Here is an 18522-nt window from a genome sequence, read left to right on the forward strand (position 1 = left end):
GATCTCTGCAGCCGGGAGATAGGATAATAAAGGCACCGAAAGGTGCCTTTTGCGTATCTGCCAGCGGCAAACCCACCTAGGCAGGTGTCGCACTCAGCCCTCAGTCTGATAACGTGCGTCTATCGATTGCAGCCGGTATGCTTGGCGCGCATCTTCATGGACGCTTGCTATGACCCTCACAGAATTACGCTACATCGTTACCCTCGCCCAAGAGCAGCATTTCGGCCACGCGGCCGAGCGTTGCCACGTCAGTCAGCCGACGCTGTCGGTGGGCGTGAAGAAACTTGAAGACGAACTCGGTGTGCTGATTTTCGAGCGCAGCAAAAGCGCCGTGCGCCTGACCCCGGTGGGCGAAGGCATCGTCGCTCAGGCGCAGAAGGTCCTCGAACAAGCCCAGGGCATCCGCGAACTGGCCCAGGCTGGCAAAAACCAGCTGACCGCACCGCTGAAGGTTGGCGCGATCTACACGGTCGGCCCGTACCTTTTCCCGCACCTGATTCCACAACTGCACCGGGTCGCCCCGCAGATGCCGTTGTACATCGAAGAAAACTTCACCCACGTGCTGCGCGACAAACTGCGCAACGGCGAGCTCGACGCGATCATCATCGCCCTGCCGTTCAACGAAGCCGATGTGCTGACGCTGCAGCTCTACGACGAGCCGTTCTACGTCTTGATGCCGGCCCAGCATCCGTGGACGCAGAAAGAAACCATCGACGCCGGCCTGCTCAACGACAAGAGCCTGCTGCTGCTCGGCGAAGGCCACTGCTTCCGCGATCAGGTGCTCGAAGCCTGCCCGACCCTGACCAAAGGCAACGACGGCGCCAAGCACACTACGGTCGAATCCAGCTCGCTGGAAACCATTCGCCATATGGTCGCGTCCGGTCTGGGCATCTCGATCCTGCCGCTGTCGGCAGTGGACAGCCATCACTACGCCCCGGGCGTGATCGAAGTGCGTCCACTGTCAGCCCCTGTACCGTTCCGCACCGTGGCGATTGCCTGGCGCGCAAGCTTCCCGCGGCCCAAAGCCATCGAAATTCTCGCCGACTCCATTCGCCTGTGCTCGGTGGCCAAACCCGCCGCGCCGGTTAAAGCCGGTTAAGCCACGGTCATGACGGAGCTGTCGCAAGTGTCGGTGACGGCACTCAAGGGTGTCGGCGAGGCCATGGCCGAGAAACTGGCCAAGGTCGGCCTGGAGAATCTGCAGGACGTGCTGTTTCATCTGCCACTGCGTTATCAGGATCGCACCCGTGTGGTGCCGATCGGCGCGTTGCGGCCGGGACAGGACGCCGTGGTCGAAGGCACCGTCAGCGGCGCTGACGTGGTCATGGGCCGTCGCCGCAGTCTGGTCGTGCGCTTGCAAGACGGCACCGGCGGCCTCAGTCTGCGCTTCTACCATTTCAGCAACGCGCAGAAAGAAGGCCTCAAACGCGGCACGCGGGTGCGCTGCTACGGCGAAGCCCGGCCCGGCGCGTCAGGGCTGGAAATCTACCACCCGGAATACCGCGCGATTACTGGCGACGAACCGCCGCCGGTGGATGAAACCCTGACCCCGGTCTACCCGCTCACTGAAGGCCTGACCCAGCAGCGTCTGCGCCAGTTGTGCATGCAGACCCTGACGCTGCTCAAGCCTAGCACCCTGCCCGACTGGCTGCCGACCGAGCTGGCCCGCGACTACCAACTGGCGCCGCTGGCCGACGCGATCCGCTACCTGCACAACCCGCCCGCCGATGCCGATGTCGACGAACTCGCGCTCGGCCATCACTGGGCGCAGCATCGTCTGGCCTTCGAAGAATTGCTCACCCATCAACTGTCGCAGCAGCGCCTGCGCGAAAGCCTGCGTTCCCTACGCGCCCCGGCGATGCCGAAAGCCACCAAACTGCCACCGAAATACCTGGAGAACCTCGGCTTCAACCCGACCGGCGCGCAGCAACGGGTCGGCAACGAAATTGCCTACGACCTCAGCCAGCACGAACCGATGCTGCGGTTGATTCAGGGTGACGTCGGCGCAGGTAAAACCGTGGTCGCCGCCCTCGCCGCGTTGCAAGCGCTGGAGGCCGGTTATCAGGTCGCGCTCATGGCACCGACCGAGATTCTGGCCGAACAGCACTTCATCACTTTCAAGCGCTGGCTCGAACCGCTGGGCATTGAAGTCGCGTGGCTGGCCGGCAAGCTCAAGGGCAAAAACCGCGTCGCCGCGCTGGAACAGATCGCCAGCGGCACACCGATGGTGGTCGGCACCCACGCGCTGTTTCAGGACGAAGTGCAGTTCAAGAATCTCGCACTGGTGATCATCGATGAACAGCACCGTTTCGGCGTGCAGCAGCGTCTGGCGCTACGGCAGAAAGGCGTTGGCGGGCGCATGTGCCCGCATCAACTGATCATGACCGCCACACCAATTCCGCGGACGTTGGCGATGAGTGCCTACGCCGATCTCGACACCTCGATCCTTGACGAACTGCCGCCCGGTCGAACCCCGGTCAACACCGTGCTGGTCACCGACACCCGTCGCGTCGAAGTCATCGAGCGAGTGCGCAGCGCCTGCGCCGAGGGTCGTCAGGCCTACTGGGTCTGCACGCTGATTGAAGAATCCGAAGAGCTGACCTGCCAGGCTGCCGAAACCACGTTCGAAGACCTCACCGCCGCCCTCGGCGAACTGAAAGTCGGCCTGATTCACGGGCGCATGAAGCCGGTCGAGAAAGCCGCCGTCATGGCCGAATTCAAGGCCGGCAACCTGCAACTGCTGGTCGCGACCACGGTGATCGAAGTCGGCGTCGACGTGCCCAACGCCAGCCTGATGATCATTGAAAACCCCGAGCGCCTCGGCCTCGCGCAACTGCACCAGTTGCGTGGTCGCGTCGGCCGGGGTAGCGCCGCCAGCCACTGCGTGCTGCTCTACCATCCGCCGCTGTCGCAGATCGGTCGCCAGCGCCTGGGCATCATGCGCGAAACCAACGACGGTTTCGTCATCGCCGAAAAGGACCTGGAGCTGCGCGGCCCCGGCGAAATGCTCGGCACCCGCCAGACCGGCCTGTTGCAATTCAAGGTCGCCGACCTGATGCGCGATGCCGATTTACTGCCCGCCGTGCGCGACGCCGCGCAAGCATTGCTGGAGCGCTGGCCGACCCACGTCAGCCCATTGCTCGACCGCTGGCTGCGGCATGGGCAGCAATATGGCCAAGTGTGAGCACGGTCGCAGTTTCTGACAGAACCTTCCGAGCAAGCTGGTTATACTCCTGCCATTGTTTCAAAAACGGATACAGACCATGACTGACGCAGCTCTCGCCCCCGAATCCCCGCACGCGCCGTCTGTTATTCGGCTGTTGCTCGGCAAGCTGGGTATCGCCTACGAAGAAGTGCTGGAGCACCACGGCCTCAACGCCTCGCGCAAGGTGCAAGCGGTGTTGCTGGACGATGCCGTGGGCGCGCTGATGGTGCTGTTTCCGCAAAGCCAGTTGCTCGATCTCAATCGCCTCGCCGAGCTGACTGGCCGTCGTCTCACTGCAGTGTCCACCGAGCGTCTGGAAAAGATGCTCGGCAAACACAACCTGAGCCTGCTGCCAGGCCTGCCGGCGCTGACCAGCTCGCCGTGCCTCTATGAAGAAAGCCTGCTGCGCGAGCCGAAGCTGCTGATCAATTCCGGCGAACCGGGCCTGCTGCTGGAAATCAGCAGCGAAGACTTCAAGACCATGCTGACCAAGGCCAGCGCCGCCAACTTCGGCGAAGCCCTGAGCAGCATTCGCCCCAACCTCGACCGCCCGGATGATGACCGCGAGGAAATCACCCAGGCCGTGCAGGCGTTCACCGCGCGGCGCATCCAGCAGCGACTGGAAGCAACCATCGAAATTCCGCCGCTGGCTGAAACCGCACAAAAAATCATCAAGCTGCGCGTCGACCCCAACGCCACCATCGACGACATCACCGGCGTGGTCGAAACCGACCCGGCGCTGGCCGCGCAAGTGGTGAGCTGGGCCGCATCGCCGTACTACGCTTCGCCGGGCAAGATCCGTTCGGTGGAAGACGCGATCGTTCGCGTGCTGGGGTTTGATCTGGTGATCAACCTGGCGCTGGGCCTGGCCCTCGGCAAGACCCTGAGCCTGCCCAAAGACCACCCGCAGCACACGACGCCGTACTGGCAGCAATCGATCTACACCGCCGCCGTCATCGAAGGCCTGACCCGCGCCATGCCGCGCGCCCAGCGCCCGGAAGCCGGCCTGACGTATCTGGCCGGCCTGCTGCACAACTTCGGCTATCTGCTGCTGGCCCACGTGTTCCCGCCGCACTTCTCGCTGATCTGCCGCCATCTGGAGGTCAACCCGCACCTGTGCCACAGCTACATCGAGCAACACCTGCTGGGTATCAGCCGCGAACAGATCGGCTCGTGGCTGATGCGCTACTGGGACATGCCGGATGAGCTGGCTACCGCCCTGCGCTTCCAGCACGACCCAAGCTACGACGGCGCCTACGCCGAATACCCGAACCTCGTCTGCCTGGCCGTGCGCCTGCTGCGCAGCCGCGGCATCGGCTCCGGGCCGGATGAAGATATTCCCGATGCCCTGCTCGAACGCGTCGGCCTGAGCCGCGACAAGGCCAACGACGTCGTCAGCAAAGTGCTTGAGGCTGAAGTGCTGTTGCGGGAACTGGCCTCGCAGTTCAGTCAGGGCTGAATGCAAAGCGGGCAAGCAACGCCTTTTGGAGCGAAGCTTGCCCGCGATGTGCCAACCGGCGCGGCTTATGCCGACTCGTCCAGATAACGGATCACCCAGCCTTTCTCATATCCCGTATCCGTGACGAACACTCCGCCCACCACGATGCGCCCGTCGTCCATTACGGCCATGCCGTGAGGGTATTCAAATCCGTCGTTTTCATTGAAAACGGTGAATCCCGTGCCGAAGAATGAGGTGTCTGGGGAGCCATCCGCCAGGAAACGTGCGGTGACTGCACTGAGATCATCGTCAAGTGCGCCGACACCACTGCCGCCGCAGACGATGATTGAGCCATCCGCTCGCGGCACGCAGTGCAGCCATCTGACGCCTTGGGAGACGGGTAAAGAGATTAGTGGTTGCCCACCATTGAACACTCGATTGTAAGAGCCGCTGAAATTGAGCACTGCAATCAAGCCCTGAGGGACGCCCTCCACCGCCGCACCGCCGGCCACAACGATTTTGTCAGCGACTATTTTCGCAACGTCCAGGCTGATCCATTGGGTATGGACGATGTCTACCACTCCGTTGTTGCCAAAACCTGTGTCAATCTTGCCCGTGGTATCAAACCGAATGACGTAGCCGCCATGAACACTCGCGGCGAAATAATTACCGCAGACCACCACTCCACCGTCGGTATGGGCTGCCACGGATTGCCCGACGGTGTCCGCAGATGAAATGCCTGCAAGCTCCACAAAAGCAAAGCCTGCGCCATTGAATGTCGTGTCAGGTAAACCGTTCGAATCGAATCTCAGAACGATACCTTTACTGCGGCCGGTAACATCCTCAACAGTGCTGACGACGACAATTTTTTCGTCCGCTTGTTGAGCGACAGTCCCTGCTGTGCCAGCCGCCGCAGCAGCGCTTGGAGATTCTTCCGCCAATCCGGTATGTCCGCCGCCTCCCATCTCCTCGTAAGCCAGGTAAAGCACACCTTGTTCTGCGAAAGACGTCTCCAGTTGCCCGTCCTCGCGCTGTCTGACTAGCGCCAGGCCCGCTGAGTAATTTTCGCCTTCCGCGGTGTACTGAGCCACAACCAGCCAGCCGCCATCGCTAAGTGGCGTAAAGCCGAGGATGCGGCTCATGAAGAAGTCATCTTTCAGCCTGATCTCGACATAGCCGCTGTTCTGCCCGCCGAAGGCTCTGTCGAGTGCACCGTTTTCAAGCAGACGGACGATTTGCGTAGGCGCGCCGGCCGTCGAGAGGCGAACGGCAACCAGCAGTTTTTTTTGCGGCAGCGCCAGCAGCGCCCGCACGTCGTACCCTGTGAACCCGGGAAATGGAAATCTCAGGATGCCGCCGTCGCCGAACGTCGGGTCGTTGCTTCGAGTCGCGGAGCCGGCCAGGTAGCGCACGACCCGTCCTTTCACTATGGATGGATCAGCAAAATTCGACAGCCCGATACAGACGACGATCCGACCGTCGTCCAGCACTGCCAGACCTCGCGCACCGGCGTCCCCAGCGCTGTCTTCAAACAGCGCATGTCCCGTACCGTTGAAGGCCGTGTCTGGTTTTCCGTCAGCGAGAAAACGCGCCGTCACCACGGCCGTTTCACCCTGACCGACAACGATGATCGAACCACCCAGTTGCGAGCATTGCGCCCACGCCAACCCTTTTACCAACGGTGAAAAAACCGGTTTGCCACCATTGAACACAAGATTGGCAGCACCGCTGGCGGTAAATGCGGCGCTCAGGCCACCGCGGACACCGTTACGCAAGGCTTGGCCTGCAACAACGATCCGGCCATCGCTTTCACGCACCGAGACAGATTGCAGATAGTTCTCGCCCTCGTCGTCGGGAATCAGCACAGCCAGGCCATTGTTGAATTGATTGTCCAGCGTGCCACTCGCATCCAGACGCGCCACAAAAATTCCGTTGCCTCCCGATCCGTCCCGATATGAACCGCAGAGCACCACTTTGCCATCGGCTTGAACGGCGATGCCGCTGGCGGTGTTCGAGATGGCGCCGATATCCAATTCGACATAGCCGGTACGATTGAAAGATTGATCGAGCAAGCCATCCGCCAGCAGGCGTATGACCATAGCCACTGGTGGCAGTGGCGACTCATCCTTGAACACGGGATGGAGCAAGATCATCGTGCCATCCGCCTGCACGATCACTGCCTGCGACGAAGCCTGCGCAGTCTGAGAGGACCTGGTGCTCGGGTGACTCGCCTCGCGCGGCGTGCTGGCGGACTGGGGAACGCCATAATAGGAGATAAACCGCACGCCTTCGGTGCCAAACGACTTGTCCGGTTCACCGGTATTTTTCAGGCGGACCAGTGCCAGGCCAACGTCATTTGAAGTGTTCGAGAAATACTGAAGGTGCAGCAGCCAATCGCCACCCTCAAGCGCCTCGAGACCCGATACATGACTGATTCGAGCACCATTCAACGCTATTTCAACGAAACCTTTGCCTGCTGTACCGAACGTCGCGTCCAGCGAGCCATCCTCATTCAGTTTTGCAATGGCAACCGGAGCATCCGCTCCGGTGACAGGTATCGCAACCAAGAGTTTTTTATCGGGAAGCGCTAGAACGGCCCCCGCTTCGTCGCCCGTGATGCCAGGTAGCGGTAAGGCCAACACGCCGCCCTGAGCAAATGTCGGATCAAGGGACTTGAGGGTCGAAAAACTTTTTGCCAGTGCCATGAGCTTGCTCCATCAAGTCAGTAAAGTCCCTGTGCGGGAACCGGAACCTGAGTAGAGCATCGCTATCGCAGGCAAAACACCTGACAGAAATGACAGTTCGAGCGTCTTTACGAGCCTGAATTATGGCTTCACGAGACAAAGCACGCTGTCACTCAGGACGCATGCCTGGACTTGGTCAATCCATTTCTTACGCTTTCGCCTTCCTCGGCTTCAAATACTTCATCAATCCCTGAAACCACATCACCAGCGCCGGGTTGCCCTTGAGCTGAATCGACTTGTCCTGAATCCCCTGCATAAACGCCAACTGCTTGTTCTTCGCCTGCATCGTCGCAAAGCCATAACCCGCATCTTTAAACGCAATCGCAAACGCCGGCTCCGCCACCACGCCGGACTTGCTGGTGATGCGCTGATCCTTGATCACGAAATGCCGTGCCACTTTCCCGTCCAGCGTCTGTAGCTGAAACACCAGATCCTTGTCACCCAACTGCTGCTGGAACGCCGGATTGGTCCGGCTGGCCTTGGCCATCAACAAACCCATCATCCACAGAAGAAAACGAAATTTCATGCGCACAGCCTCAAAAGGAAAATGAACGGCCGGGGCAGTGTAAGGGATTCGGACGATAACGCCAGTATCTGACACTGTTGGAGGAGGATGCAGACCAATACCCGCACGATGACCGCCAAGTCACGTTTCCACGCTCCCCAACTGATCGCTCCCACGCTCCGCGTGGTAATGCATCCGAAACGCTCCGCGTCTCACCCCATACACCTGTTGAAACACAACTCTGTAGGAGCTGGCGAAGCCTGCGATCCTTTGATCTTCCGGCCCGCAAACCTATGGGAAATTTCCTGCGAAGTGCGGGGCTGTCCATGAACTAGGCGAGTTGGCTGGCTATCGATAGGCTCTGTTTGTCGCCGCAGATTGGCGATACGGATGTGCAAGTCCGGCTGGAGTACACATTGGTTATGGCAATTCGCCGAGGGTTTTCCTATGCTCGCGGATCGTTATGGCTGCTGTGTATGGGAGACCTTCGGGTCTGCCGGGTTACTCCACCGGTCTTGCACACCTATGCACAGCTGCCACCACTTTCGAAGTGCGAGCGAAACGGTGTCGGCTCCTTAAACTGGAGTAAGACCGAATGATCAAACCATCACCCAATCCCCCAGAATCCCCTGACGTCTCACCCTACGAAACCCTGGAATCAAAGAAATTCCACGAAGCCGCCGAGCGCGCCCTCGACCACCATTTCAAACCAGCCGTCGATCCACACCCCAAACGCGAAACCGGTCTCTTCAAACTTTCCCCCGGCACCGACGCCGAAGCCCTCATGGCCAACGCCTCCGAAGATCTCCTGTCCATCAGCGTCATCGCGTGTGACCTAGCCGACGATCTCCACGGTTCACGCCGCTCGGTGGCACTGGCCCTGAGCAGAATGGCGGACGGAGTGAGATTGATGGTGGAAGGGACGCTTGATCATATTGAGGTGAAGAGCGCGGCGGCGAAGTCGTAGCGGGATTTATGGTTGAAAAAAGGGGACGCCGAGTCCCCTTTCAGCAACTGTTCGTAAAAATCCAAGCATAAAAAAGCTGCCAACGAGGGCAGCTTTTTACAGAGTTCCGAAAGCTTCAACCGGCCAGTCGACCGACAGGCTCAAAATCGATGCCTTTTGACAGTGCAGCATCGAGAAAGCGGCTGCGCTTACCGGAGCGTTTGGCCAAGACTTCACGAGCTTCAGCCTGGAACCGGGCAGCCATCAATGGCTTGGGTTCGTGTTTGGACTTTTTCATGGAAACCTCTCGGGTCTCGAAATTTGACTGGATAGTATTACCGCTCAACCGCAATAACAAGCCGGCCCGTCGGATCAAAGCCAAACCCTAAATTCTCGTATAGGGGTATAGCGCCGACTGCCGGCTCTTGAACTTCAATTTCTGTACAGCCAATCAAGAGAGCGTAGTTTTCAATCGCGGTTAATGCCAAAGCAGCCACTGTGCCCCGCAACGGATGGGATCTTTCCGGCTTGCCCTCCAGAATCACGATCTTGATGCATAGTTTGCTCTTGCGCGGTGACGCATAACACAACCCACACAATTCGTGGTTGAACCAAAGCGAGACATCAAAGCCACGGGGGTCAGCCTGTTTCCATTGATGCACATCGTGCCACGGGTACAGCGTAGCCTCATCACCCCAAAGCTCGGCAGCTTCGATGGCAAAAGGAGTAATAGGCTCATACCGAATTTGAGTAGTTTCGATACCTCGGATTTTTAGATTCTGGCTTTCACGCGCCATATCTTCCGCAGCCTTGCGCGCCTCAGATCGCCAGATCTGATAGCGATACCCGTTACCTCGAATCTTGGACATGGACAACCACTGGCAATCTTCAAAGGCCATGAGGGTAGCGCCGTTTCCAAGCTTCTGAACATAAACAGAAATAACCTGACACTGATTACTTGGTCCGAGCATTCCGCAGCCTTCGAGCCTCAACCGCCGACGCAGTCGCTCATCGGCAGGACGTAAAAGGCTATTGAAGGAACGCTTGACCACGCTGAAGTACCGAACATGGCAACCGCTTTAGCTGTGTAGAAACTTCACTATGGGCAGTCAGTGGTACTAGCAGCAGAGCAGAGATAAACGCACGCGAAAACTTCAAATCGGAAATTCATTTAACGATTCATAGGCAACTGAAAGCGCATCCGCACCCTGCAATTCGCAAAATCCTCACGGAACAAACGCTCGCTCATTTTGCAGTGCCCATCCGCGTATTGCTTCCAAAGCGGATCATCGAGCTCTTCCCCTCCCAGCCGCTCAATCGAGGCCGCTAAATTTCTCTCACGATCCTTCCCTGCAAGTGCAGATACCGCTTTGTAAAAACCGTCCAGCGGTAAGCCCGTTTGTAGAGCAATCAATTCACCCAAACGGGCGTTGGTCGTTTGCACAAGGCACCCGAGCTTCTCGATCGGCGCCTCAGCGCCCGGCAACGCGGCTTGATAAAGCTCTCCGCAAAACGACTCTTTGAAGCGCACCCAGCTCTTTTGCACATCTCTCAGATGGTTTTGCTCCGCAGGAGCCAGAGTCGACAGCGCTTTTTTGTATTGCTCGTTCAAGACACCATCGACTTTCTTGAAGGTTTGCTGGCCGCAGGTGATCAAGTCCGGGTTGGACAAACTGTCTGGGTTGCACGTTTCTGCAGCAAACAATGGGGAGAACGCAGCAGAGATCAACCAACCGAGGAGAATCGAAAATACTTTCACGCTGTCACTCCTTCCCTTGACGGTCATGTCTGTACAGCCAAAACAGCGGCGGCAACAACACTAACAACGCAACCCCATCAAGCCACACGTGAGACCAGACTTGCTGTTGCGCCGAGAGCCACATGTCCTGCGGCGCCCATAACAGGATTCCTGCGATCAACCAGCCCCACACTGCCGGGACTTTCAAGCGATTGCCCAAGTGCACCAGCGCAAGCATGTACAGCGAATAACTCTGCAGCGTCGCGCCGAATAGCGCGAGCCACCAGACTTGTTGTTCGTGGCCGGCAACAGGGACTGCATCGCCCCCCCAGAACGAAAGTTCGAGGACTTGCAGGTAGCCATCTAGCAACCCGGAGTTACCGGCCCAGGTAAGGGTGACACCGGCGAGGATGTGCGTGATCGCAGCGGCATATAGCCAAAGCACCAACGCTGGGCGAAGCGAGGAAAAAGGGGCTGGCATTCCGTGTCCTGAGCGCGTTCCTTGGGGGTGGGGAGTTTAAAGGAAAAGCGGGGGTGTCAGATGCTCAAAAATTAAACGTTTTACCTTGGCTGATTCAGGCTCGGTGCGTGCGAAAAAGCAGCAAGCATTATCCTGCTTCAAATGCAGTGACTTGCCTTGATCGGCTCTGTGCCGAGCGAGCCTAATCGTTTCAACTGCTCCATCGCTTGGGGGTCATCTTTGTCGGCCGCCATTTGATAACAAGCCAGTGCGCGTGACACATCCTTTGTTCCCAACTCTCCAGCCTCGAGCGTTGAAGCCAGATAAATCATCGCGTCCGTTGAACCCATCTCAATGGCGCGAATGACCTGCTCTTCTGCCTGCTTGGGATGAAGGCAAGGACCGTTGTAGTCGGTGGAGTTTCCGATGCAAAAAAACGTGGCATAGGCCAACGCGCCGCGCGGTATTTTCGATGCAGCTTTGAACAGCGCCTCGACCTTAGGGGTTTCCAATTGAGATGCCATTTGCGAAAGACTAAGGCTTGCCGCCGACAGGCTCGCCTGTGCATCACCCGACTCAGCAGCACACACAAAATTTTCCAGGGACGCCTCAATCAACTCCGCAGTCAGCCGGTATTGCTCGAGAAACCCCAGCCCACCCAACGCTTCGGCACGCTGATAACAAACGTTTTCGGCGCGGCTCATTCCCGGGTTCTCTGTTGCGACAAGATCCTTCTCACTGATCGACCAATCCTCAATCCCCTCAAGCACCCAGCACGCCTGACGAGAGAAGTTGAAGATTTTCACATTGCTGTTACCCGCCCGTTTATCCACCACGTTGACGTGACGGTCATCAACCTCTTCGATCTCGACTCCAGGTGTCTTGCCGGGCGTGATTGCAGCCATCAGCGGATAGGTGAAAGTAGCTCCACTGACACCCGAGGTCGAAGGCTCAAAGGTACTTCGATCCTTCCCCGCTACCGGTTTCAACACCAGCGACTTGACCGTCATAGCAGTGAGCCGACGTTGTGATTCGCTGTTGGCGGAAAACGCTTTCAGAAAAGGAGCGAACTCCTCCGACGGGCAAGCGCCGCTGGCAGGGGACGTCAAAGCGCTCTTATCGGATGCAAGAGCAGGGACGATCTTGTCCAGATACGCCGAGCGCTCGCGACTCATTCTGGCAATGCACGAGTTAACGGCGACCACATGCGCCGGCATCCCCGTCTCGATCTCGAACGCCTCCAAAGGGCAGTTCGCATCGCGCAGTTTTAGCCACGCACACTGCGACTCTTTAACCTTCGCCGCGTACTCCGCGCCCAACGCCGGATCCGTTCGATAGTCAGACTCAAGCCGCGACATCAATTGCTTGTAGCTGAGGTTCAACTGCGCATCGGCAGCTTTCTTCTCCGCCTCCGAGCAGGGCAACATTTCCAGACTTGAGGTGACGTGGTTGCAGTCGTCCTGCGCATAGACCAATGAAACTGGCAGCAGCAGCGCGGCTAGCAGGGTAAAAACAAAACGGTTCACTGTGTTCATCCTTGAGTCATTCAGGCTTTGCGTTTGGCAAATGGAACACGTACGGCTGTGGTGCGTATGCCGGCCAGCATCGCGGCTTCCCTGGTGCTGTTATTTTGCCCGCTCAGCAACGCGCGCAGGTACTTTGCCGGCCTTACCTTCCGCGATCATAGCGTCAGAGTATTTTTTGTAATACTGCGCAGCCTCGGAAGTTTTTTTCAAATTCCACAAAGAGTCCGCGATATTCAGCATCAGCACAGTCCGCTTACCGACTACTTCGATACCCCGATAAATCTTCAGCGCGGACGAATCATCACCTGCTTGTGCCAGATAGAAGCCAACATCGTTCAAGGCCTGGACGTTTTTAGGGGCTGGATAGCAACTCATATAAGAGTCGGGGCCCATGAATAGTTGATCCTTTACAGCAAGCCCTTTCGCAGATGTATTAGCGATCGTCGCCACTGACTTTATTAAGTTAGCAGGGGAAATCGTTTCCAACTTCGGCGCAATCACCTCTCCCCCATCAGCCAACCAATTTCCATCCTTCCAACTTCCAGAACAAGCTTCGGCAGGACGCGATAAAAGTACGCAACCAGTATCCATTGAAACCATGTCGCAATAGTTATTCTCGGTGGCCTCCACATCTTGCCACTTGCTTAACTCTCCAAATACAGTCCGCTGAAGCATCGCATATTTTTTGTTGGGTGAAAGAGAGTCAGAGTTAATGCCTACGCCAATGGAAGATTCAACCCCACTCTCGTATAAATCATAGCTGCTATTCATCTTGGAAAAGATGGCACGCTTCCAAACGGCGGCATTTTGATCCCAAGTAAAAAACTTGAGCGCCGTACCATCGGCACCCGTCAGACTCGAATCTGCGGCATTACAAAAAGACCCGATTGAAAACAGCAGACATGTGCCGATAAATAACTTAGCCTTTAACACTTTCACAGCCCTGCCTTTAAGAGGCATCTTGTTTTCTTCAAAAGCTAGCGATCCCTATCATATAGGTAAATAGCTAGCCATTTACATAATCGATACAGATCATAACAGGCGAACATATTTATGCATCGAATTGAATAAACGAGACAGATCTATTCTTAGTTTAGCCTAAAAAAGCAGCCACCAACCGCCAATAGATCCGCCCGCGCTCCTATTAAGAAAAATATCCGTTCAGAACAACTTGTTCATAGCAGACTGATCATATCTTACGAATGAGCTGTTAAGCTTTTCAGACGAAACATCAAGATAAAGCGGATTAACTAAATCTTTTGGCGAATAAACGGGGAACACGTAGTGAGTGCTAAATGAGTGCCTACTACTATCTTTCTTTACAATACTTTCAGGGGGAGAAAACTTGAGTTCATCTGGAGTGCGGTAGATCCGATATAGCTTCATTTCACCGACAACCGAGTCTTCAACCTCAATCGATTGAGGCGGCGTCGCCAACAATGAGTTTATAGCAACCTTGTTGGTTGAATTCTTCCACTTATCTGAAAATTCAGACACTACTTCCTCATACTCGTCCGCTAACGGGCGCTCCAGGCCACAAACCGCCTTATTTATTAGAATGCCGTTCCGCTCATTGCGAATGTTTGTGTAAACGCAATCGATGAGAATCTCCGCGCCATGCCTAGTCAAAGTAAAATAGGCTTCATAAGGAGCACGTGACGCCAAATTTTCATAATGGAGGGCCTTACCTCCATTAAATTCAACCAGCTGTCTAGTTGTTTCGCCTTGGCTGCCGACTACGCCTTCTATTGTTTTACTACCACCTGACCAAGTAACGGTAAGAGACTGGGCGTCGACATCGGCTGAATACACGTCATGCGGCTCGGCGACTGCAACATCTGCCAATACGAAAGATACAATAGCCAACCCTACGTGCAATTTAATCTTCATACTCATTTGGTCTCCGGCGCAATTGATGTGGCCTTCAGTATCGCTTCGAATTTCACGGCATAACTCGCGATCAGTGCTTTTTGGTCAGAACCGTTGATTACCTTTCGCGCCCCTTCATAGTCCTTGGCACTATTATTTACATAATCGCCGAGTTTTTTCCCAGTAAATATACCTTCTTTCATACCCCATATCATGATGGGCACGGAGTTTTCAAACCCGGCGGCCTCATCGGGATGTTCGACAAAATCAATTCCGAAATAATCTTTCGCCTTTTGATAGTTATTTTTCCAAGTCAAATGAACGAGACCACGCCCCCGGTATTTGTAACCGTCCCCTTGTACCGTGTTACCGTTGCTTATCGCCGTTTGTCTGCGTGTTGCGTTATCTGCAAGCACAGGGTCATATTTATCGAAATAGGCAACCGGCCCATACTCGGGAGCAGCACTAAAATACTCACCAATCATAAACTGATAAGCCTCGTGACGCGCCGTTGCGAACATATAAGACAATTCATAGACGGTATAAACTTCTTTGGTTTTATCTAGATATTTATTAATATTCTCTGCAATCTTGCGCAAATTAGACTTGGACGCGGCAGAAAGCGGAGGCGCATCAGCCTGAAACGAAGCATGTTGCTCAGCATACATGGCTACAAACCGCTCGACATCTATAAATTCGGAGCGACTCATGAAGTTACTCAGCATTTCAATAGGATGAAAATGCCAAACCAAGGCCGTACTCATGGTGGCCTTGTCTTTCAGATCCTCCCAAAACACATACTTAGTGATTCGTTCTTTTTCGTGCTTCAAGGTTTTCGGAGTGTCTTCTAGAATTACATCAAGTCGATTCCATTTGGCAGCATCTGCTCCTTCTTTCCATTCCGTAGGATGACGGGCGATCAGCTTGGCCCAGTTCGCTCTTGTCTCTGCATTTTTCAATGCAACGGCAAGCTCTGCAGGGTCAACTTCCTTATCGTCATTGGTATCCATCTTCAGGAATAGCTCTTTGAAGAACTCCGGCATGCTATCCGGATCAAGAAATCCATCTGCCGTTGCGTTTGCTTCCTCAACAATAGTGAAGCCAAGTTTTTCCCAGTCGTGCTGCGTGATTAGTTTGGTTTCTTTTTTATTTACCAGCCCGGCTAAGGGCAAGCCGTCTTCGATGATGGAAACCTGATAATAATCCTCAGCGCCTTCTTTGATGGCGCGGGCTTTGTTCAGATCAACGGCATGCGCTTTCTTGAGCGAAGTCAAATCTGTCGCTGGCGCATTTGTTTTCAGATTTGTTCCTGCTAACAAGTGAAGATATTGTTTACCGACTTTCAATCCCGCGCTATTCTTCAAAAAGTCCGTTACATGGGTTTCTGCTGTGAAGATCTCGACATGAACCTGATGTTTGCTTGAAACACTACCGTCCTCTCCAGACACATTTTCCGTTAGACCAAGATAGCCAATCGGATCGCCAGCCTTGATCCCCGTACCCGTGAGCTCGACGGAATCAAAACTTGTTGGAATGACATCCCAAGCGACAAATTCATTCTCCACGAATGCCCAAAAACTAGTTGTCACCTCACCCGCGCCCGCAAGGTCGCCACTGATTTTCGTGCATTTCGCCATTCGTCGAGTAACTCCCGACACCGTCAGGTTCAATACATCTTTACTTTCAAACTCAACAACGCTTCCCGGATTAAGCTGCATTGTTCCTTTTCTGGGGCCTGCGGGCTGCCCATTCTGCAGTGAAGCCGGTTCTTGATACAGATCCAGCTTTTTGATAGCAGTACCTTTTACCTTCCCCTGCCAATATTTTGGTTTATTACGCTCAGGAATCGGGTCGGCACGCCATATACGCTTTTGCTGCGAGTTCTTAAATGGCTCACTATTTTTCAGGTAAGCAAACCAGACCACACTGCCTGACAAGCGCACTTTTTGTGCGTTGTTCTTGACGCTTCCGGAAAGAATCTTACCCTTGGCATAGGTAATATCCCCTGTGGTTTTTTCCTCCAATACTTCAAGTTTTGTCCCGCTAGTCAACTTTCCTGGAGAGGGCCAGCCGGATGCTTCGGGAAAGCTATCGTAGGCCTTAAAATCGTCAACCTGCATTGTCACCTTAGGCTTAGGAGTTTCCTCCTCCGACAGCGGATAACGCTTATAAGGCAGCAAATGCATATAAAGGCTGAAAAAATTCAGCTTATTTTGCTTGCCCTTGTTTGGCCCATCTTCAGGATTAGGCTCGGATTTATACTCATGGCGTACAAGACAAAACGAATTGGAATACTTCAGTTTTTTTTCATTCTCGCCAAATGTCGACTCCAAATAATCTTCATTGAGACGATATGCCACGACCTCGCCATCGGCCATGCAGCGAATCGGTTCATTCAAAATGCATTGAGGGGCGCTGGCATCGCTGATGTGAATGCCACCGTGCCAGAATTTGTTGCTGCCCAGCAAATAATGCCCGGCACTCTCGTTTTCGAGAGCCTTGTAAACCTCATCCGCATCAGAAAACTGCTTACCGTCAGCTTTTCTGAATGGATATTGGAAGCTCATCAGCGGAGCGGGGCCTGCCGGTGCAGGAGCCGGCGCAGGAGTAGGAGTAGGTGCAGGTGCTGGTTGTGCGCCTCTGAATTGGGGCTTCGGGCGTAAAAACTTTTCAGGCATTGGCCAGTAACCACTACCCGCCCCATATTTGGCAGATTTCGGTCCGCTTGAAGACTGTGAACCGAAAAAATTTCCCTTATTTCGAACAGGCGACCCGGAGATGTCTTCGATGACCCCCGTGTGTCCGTGAAAGTTTATCCACAGCGCAATATCGCCAGGCTGTACTTCCGCAAGCGGGATCACATCAAAATAAGTAGTGTCGGTATTCAACCCTGATGTTGTGAGGTAAGGGATCGTATAGCCCGCATCCTTCAGCATTCGATACAGAAGCCCGGAGCAGTCGATTTCCTTCTTGCCATCGTTATCATGGTCAGTCTCGCCCTTGAAAGGGCCGTACTCGTAACCAGTGCGATATTGCTGCCTTTGTTCAAGTAGTCCTGTGCTCATCAAAAGCTTCCTGCTTCAAAACATTGAATAGAGTTATCGCTGACGACGCCTCGGGCTGCCAAGCGCTCAACCAAAGCGGTAGCCGTCTTGGGATCGGTTTTCTGAATATTCCGGTAACACGCCATCGCGCGTGGCAAGTCAGCCGCTACGAGGACTCCCGCTTCGTACACTTCACCTAATCGAATCAGTGCGTTAGTCGAACCTAGGCGGGCGGCACGCTCCAATGTCGCTATTGATTCTCTGGGATTAATACAACCGTGACTTTCGTCGTATTCACCTTCATCGCAATAAAAATCTGCGAGAGTCAAGCCGGCATCCGGCACTTGCTCTGAAGCTTGAATCAATAACGCCACGATTCTGGAATTCTCCAAGCGTGGCGCCTGCCCAGAAAGGCTGATTCCCGCAGCAGCAAATGCTGCTCGCGCCGAACCCTTCCGGGCACCATCTAAATAGCTATCCAATGCCGCGGCGTATAAATAGATTCCTGATTCGGCAGACGCTTTATTGACCAGTCTGTCAAATATGACGCCTTTTTTGAGTTCTACCTCACCGGGCGTTAGTTTCTCAGACTGAGTGATCTCTTCCATGACCGAATCGATTGCCCAATCCTCCACTCGACTCAGAGTCCAGCAATCACCATGTTTGAAGACGAAAATCTTTAAAAAATGGCCCGCCTCATCACGCACGACCACTCTGTCAGGCATCTTGGTTTCAATAGTGAAACCCAACTTGGCAGCATTTTCCGGACGCAGCATCTTCAACTCATCGGCGTAAATCGAGCCCAAGCTCCGTTCGACAACCTTCGGTATTTTCCCATCAGCTATCACGTGAACATGCTTCAGAGGAGACGCAATAAACGCTTTCTGTGTCTCTGGCTCAGATGCGAAAACTTTTACGAAATCAGCAAAATTGCCGCTTGGACATTGGGCGGTGCTGGACGAAGAAGCAAAGGCCTCCGAAGTCATCCCCCAGCACAACAAAACAATCGAAAACCACTTCATCTGCCTTACGTACCTGTTTGTTGTC

General features: G+C 54.9%; 15 protein-coding genes. 4 read left to right on the forward strand and 11 right to left on the reverse strand.

All coding sequences use genetic code 11. The features are described 5' to 3' along the window. Positions 1-169: 169 nt before the first annotated feature. From HU743_RS15630 to HU743_RS15640, 3 genes are all read left to right on the forward strand, one after another. The gene (locus tag HU743_RS15630) at positions 170-1099 is read left to right on the forward strand and encodes a hydrogen peroxide-inducible genes activator (protein WP_186546032.1); all 930 of its coding nucleotides are present in this window, start codon (positions 170-172) and stop codon (positions 1097-1099) included. A gap of 9 nt (positions 1100-1108) precedes the next feature. Continuing rightward, positions 1109-3184, forward strand: a complete 2076-nt coding sequence (gene recG / locus HU743_RS15635) for an ATP-dependent DNA helicase RecG (protein WP_186649574.1) — start codon at positions 1109-1111, stop codon at positions 3182-3184. Positions 3185-3263: 79 nt separating this feature from the next. Then, on the forward strand, positions 3264-4664 hold the full coding sequence (locus HU743_RS15640; protein WP_186649576.1) for an aminoacyl-tRNA deacylase and HDOD domain-containing protein: 1401 nt from the start codon (positions 3264-3266) through the stop codon (positions 4662-4664). A 65-nt stretch (positions 4665-4729) separates the two neighbouring features. Here the strand turns inward: HU743_RS15640 and HU743_RS15645 are convergent, their stop codons facing one another. Continuing rightward, positions 4730-7348 (reverse strand): hypothetical protein, encoded by a 2619-nt coding sequence (locus HU743_RS15645; RefSeq protein ID WP_186649579.1) that lies wholly within the window; start codon positions 7346-7348, stop codon positions 4730-4732. A 187-nt stretch (positions 7349-7535) separates the two neighbouring features. Continuing rightward, complete coding sequence (locus tag HU743_RS15650) at positions 7536-7913, reverse strand: helicase (RefSeq protein WP_186619269.1); 378 nt, start codon at positions 7911-7913, stop codon at positions 7536-7538. Positions 7914-8487: 574 nt separating this feature from the next. Here HU743_RS15650 and HU743_RS15655 point away from each other — a divergent pair. Then, positions 8488-8859 carry a DUF6124 family protein gene (locus tag HU743_RS15655; protein WP_186649582.1) on the forward strand — a complete coding sequence of 124 codons (372 nt, stop codon included), beginning with the start codon at positions 8488-8490 and terminating at the stop codon, positions 8857-8859. A 115-nt stretch (positions 8860-8974) separates the two neighbouring features. Here the strand turns inward: HU743_RS15655 and HU743_RS15660 are convergent, their stop codons facing one another. The 9 genes from HU743_RS15660 to HU743_RS15700 all read right to left on the reverse strand — a co-directional run bounded on the left by HU743_RS15660 (position 8975) and on the right by HU743_RS15700 (position 18497). Beyond that, a complete protein-coding gene (locus HU743_RS15660) occupies positions 8975-9136 on the reverse strand; it encodes a hypothetical protein (RefSeq protein WP_186649584.1) in 162 nt (53 codons plus the stop codon). A 37-nt stretch (positions 9137-9173) separates the two neighbouring features. After that, complete coding sequence (locus HU743_RS15665; RefSeq protein WP_238351747.1) at positions 9174-9890, reverse strand: N-acetyltransferase; 717 nt, start codon at positions 9888-9890, stop codon at positions 9174-9176. Between the two features lie 119 nt (positions 9891-10009). Beyond that, positions 10010-10597: a lysozyme inhibitor LprI family protein gene (locus HU743_RS15670; RefSeq protein ID WP_346656523.1), complete on the reverse strand. Its 588-nt coding sequence runs from the start codon at positions 10595-10597 to the stop codon at positions 10010-10012. A gap of 4 nt (positions 10598-10601) precedes the next feature. Further along, positions 10602-11057: a cell division protein gene (locus HU743_RS15675; RefSeq protein WP_186649588.1), complete on the reverse strand. Its 456-nt coding sequence runs from the start codon at positions 11055-11057 to the stop codon at positions 10602-10604. Positions 11058-11194: 137 nt separating this feature from the next. After that, positions 11195-12562, reverse strand: a complete 1368-nt coding sequence (locus HU743_RS15680; protein ID WP_186649635.1) for a lysozyme inhibitor LprI family protein — start codon at positions 12560-12562, stop codon at positions 11195-11197. A 99-nt stretch (positions 12563-12661) separates the two neighbouring features. Further along, the gene (locus HU743_RS15685) at positions 12662-13522 is read right to left on the reverse strand and encodes a tetratricopeptide repeat protein (protein WP_186649590.1); all 861 of its coding nucleotides are present in this window, start codon (positions 13520-13522) and stop codon (positions 12662-12664) included. A gap of 201 nt (positions 13523-13723) precedes the next feature. After that, on the reverse strand, positions 13724-14458 hold the full coding sequence (locus HU743_RS15690) for a hypothetical protein (RefSeq protein ID WP_186619276.1): 735 nt from the start codon (positions 14456-14458) through the stop codon (positions 13724-13726). Beyond that, a complete protein-coding gene (locus HU743_RS15695) occupies positions 14455-17496 on the reverse strand; it encodes a hypothetical protein (protein ID WP_186649591.1) in 3042 nt (1013 codons plus the stop codon). The genes HU743_RS15690 and HU743_RS15695 overlap by 4 nt, the downstream gene beginning before the upstream one ends. Continuing rightward, positions 17496-18497: a sel1 repeat family protein gene (locus HU743_RS15700; protein WP_186649594.1), complete on the reverse strand. Its 1002-nt coding sequence runs from the start codon at positions 18495-18497 to the stop codon at positions 17496-17498. The genes HU743_RS15695 and HU743_RS15700 overlap by 1 nt, the downstream gene beginning before the upstream one ends. Positions 18498-18522: the final 25 nt, after the last annotated feature.

The sequence above is a fragment of the Pseudomonas sp. SWRI99 genome, from assembly GCF_014270125.1.
Lineage (GTDB): Bacteria > Pseudomonadota > Gammaproteobacteria > Pseudomonadales > Pseudomonadaceae > Aquipseudomonas > Aquipseudomonas hamedanensis.

Excerpts from the sequence above, each read along its gene's own strand:
- recG (WP_186649574.1), top strand. The coding sequence starts at position 1,109 with ATGACGGAGCTGTCGCAAGTGTCGGTGACGGCACTCAAGGGTGTCGGC.
- HU743_RS15645 (WP_186649579.1), bottom strand. The coding sequence starts at position 7,348 with ATGGCACTGGCAAAAAGTTTTTCGACCCTCAAGTCCCTTGATCCGACA.
- HU743_RS15630 (WP_186546032.1), top strand. The coding sequence starts at position 170 with ATGACCCTCACAGAATTACGCTACATCGTTACCCTCGCCCAAGAGCAG.
- HU743_RS15685 (WP_186649590.1), bottom strand. The coding sequence starts at position 13,522 with ATGCCTCTTAAAGGCAGGGCTGTGAAAGTGTTAAAGGCTAAGTTATTT.
- HU743_RS15690 (WP_186619276.1), bottom strand. The coding sequence starts at position 14,458 with ATGAGTATGAAGATTAAATTGCACGTAGGGTTGGCTATTGTATCTTTC.
- HU743_RS15695 (WP_186649591.1), bottom strand. The coding sequence starts at position 17,496 with ATGAGCACAGGACTACTTGAACAAAGGCAGCAATATCGCACTGGTTAC.
- HU743_RS15700 (WP_186649594.1), bottom strand. The coding sequence starts at position 18,497 with ATGAAGTGGTTTTCGATTGTTTTGTTGTGCTGGGGGATGACTTCGGAG.
- HU743_RS15675 (WP_186649588.1), bottom strand. The coding sequence starts at position 11,057 with ATGCCAGCCCCTTTTTCCTCGCTTCGCCCAGCGTTGGTGCTTTGGCTA.
- HU743_RS15655 (WP_186649582.1), top strand. The coding sequence starts at position 8,488 with ATGATCAAACCATCACCCAATCCCCCAGAATCCCCTGACGTCTCACCC.
- HU743_RS15660 (WP_186649584.1), bottom strand. The coding sequence starts at position 9,136 with ATGAAAAAGTCCAAACACGAACCCAAGCCATTGATGGCTGCCCGGTTC.
- HU743_RS15650 (WP_186619269.1), bottom strand. The coding sequence starts at position 7,913 with ATGAAATTTCGTTTTCTTCTGTGGATGATGGGTTTGTTGATGGCCAAG.
- HU743_RS15640 (WP_186649576.1), top strand. The coding sequence starts at position 3,264 with ATGACTGACGCAGCTCTCGCCCCCGAATCCCCGCACGCGCCGTCTGTT.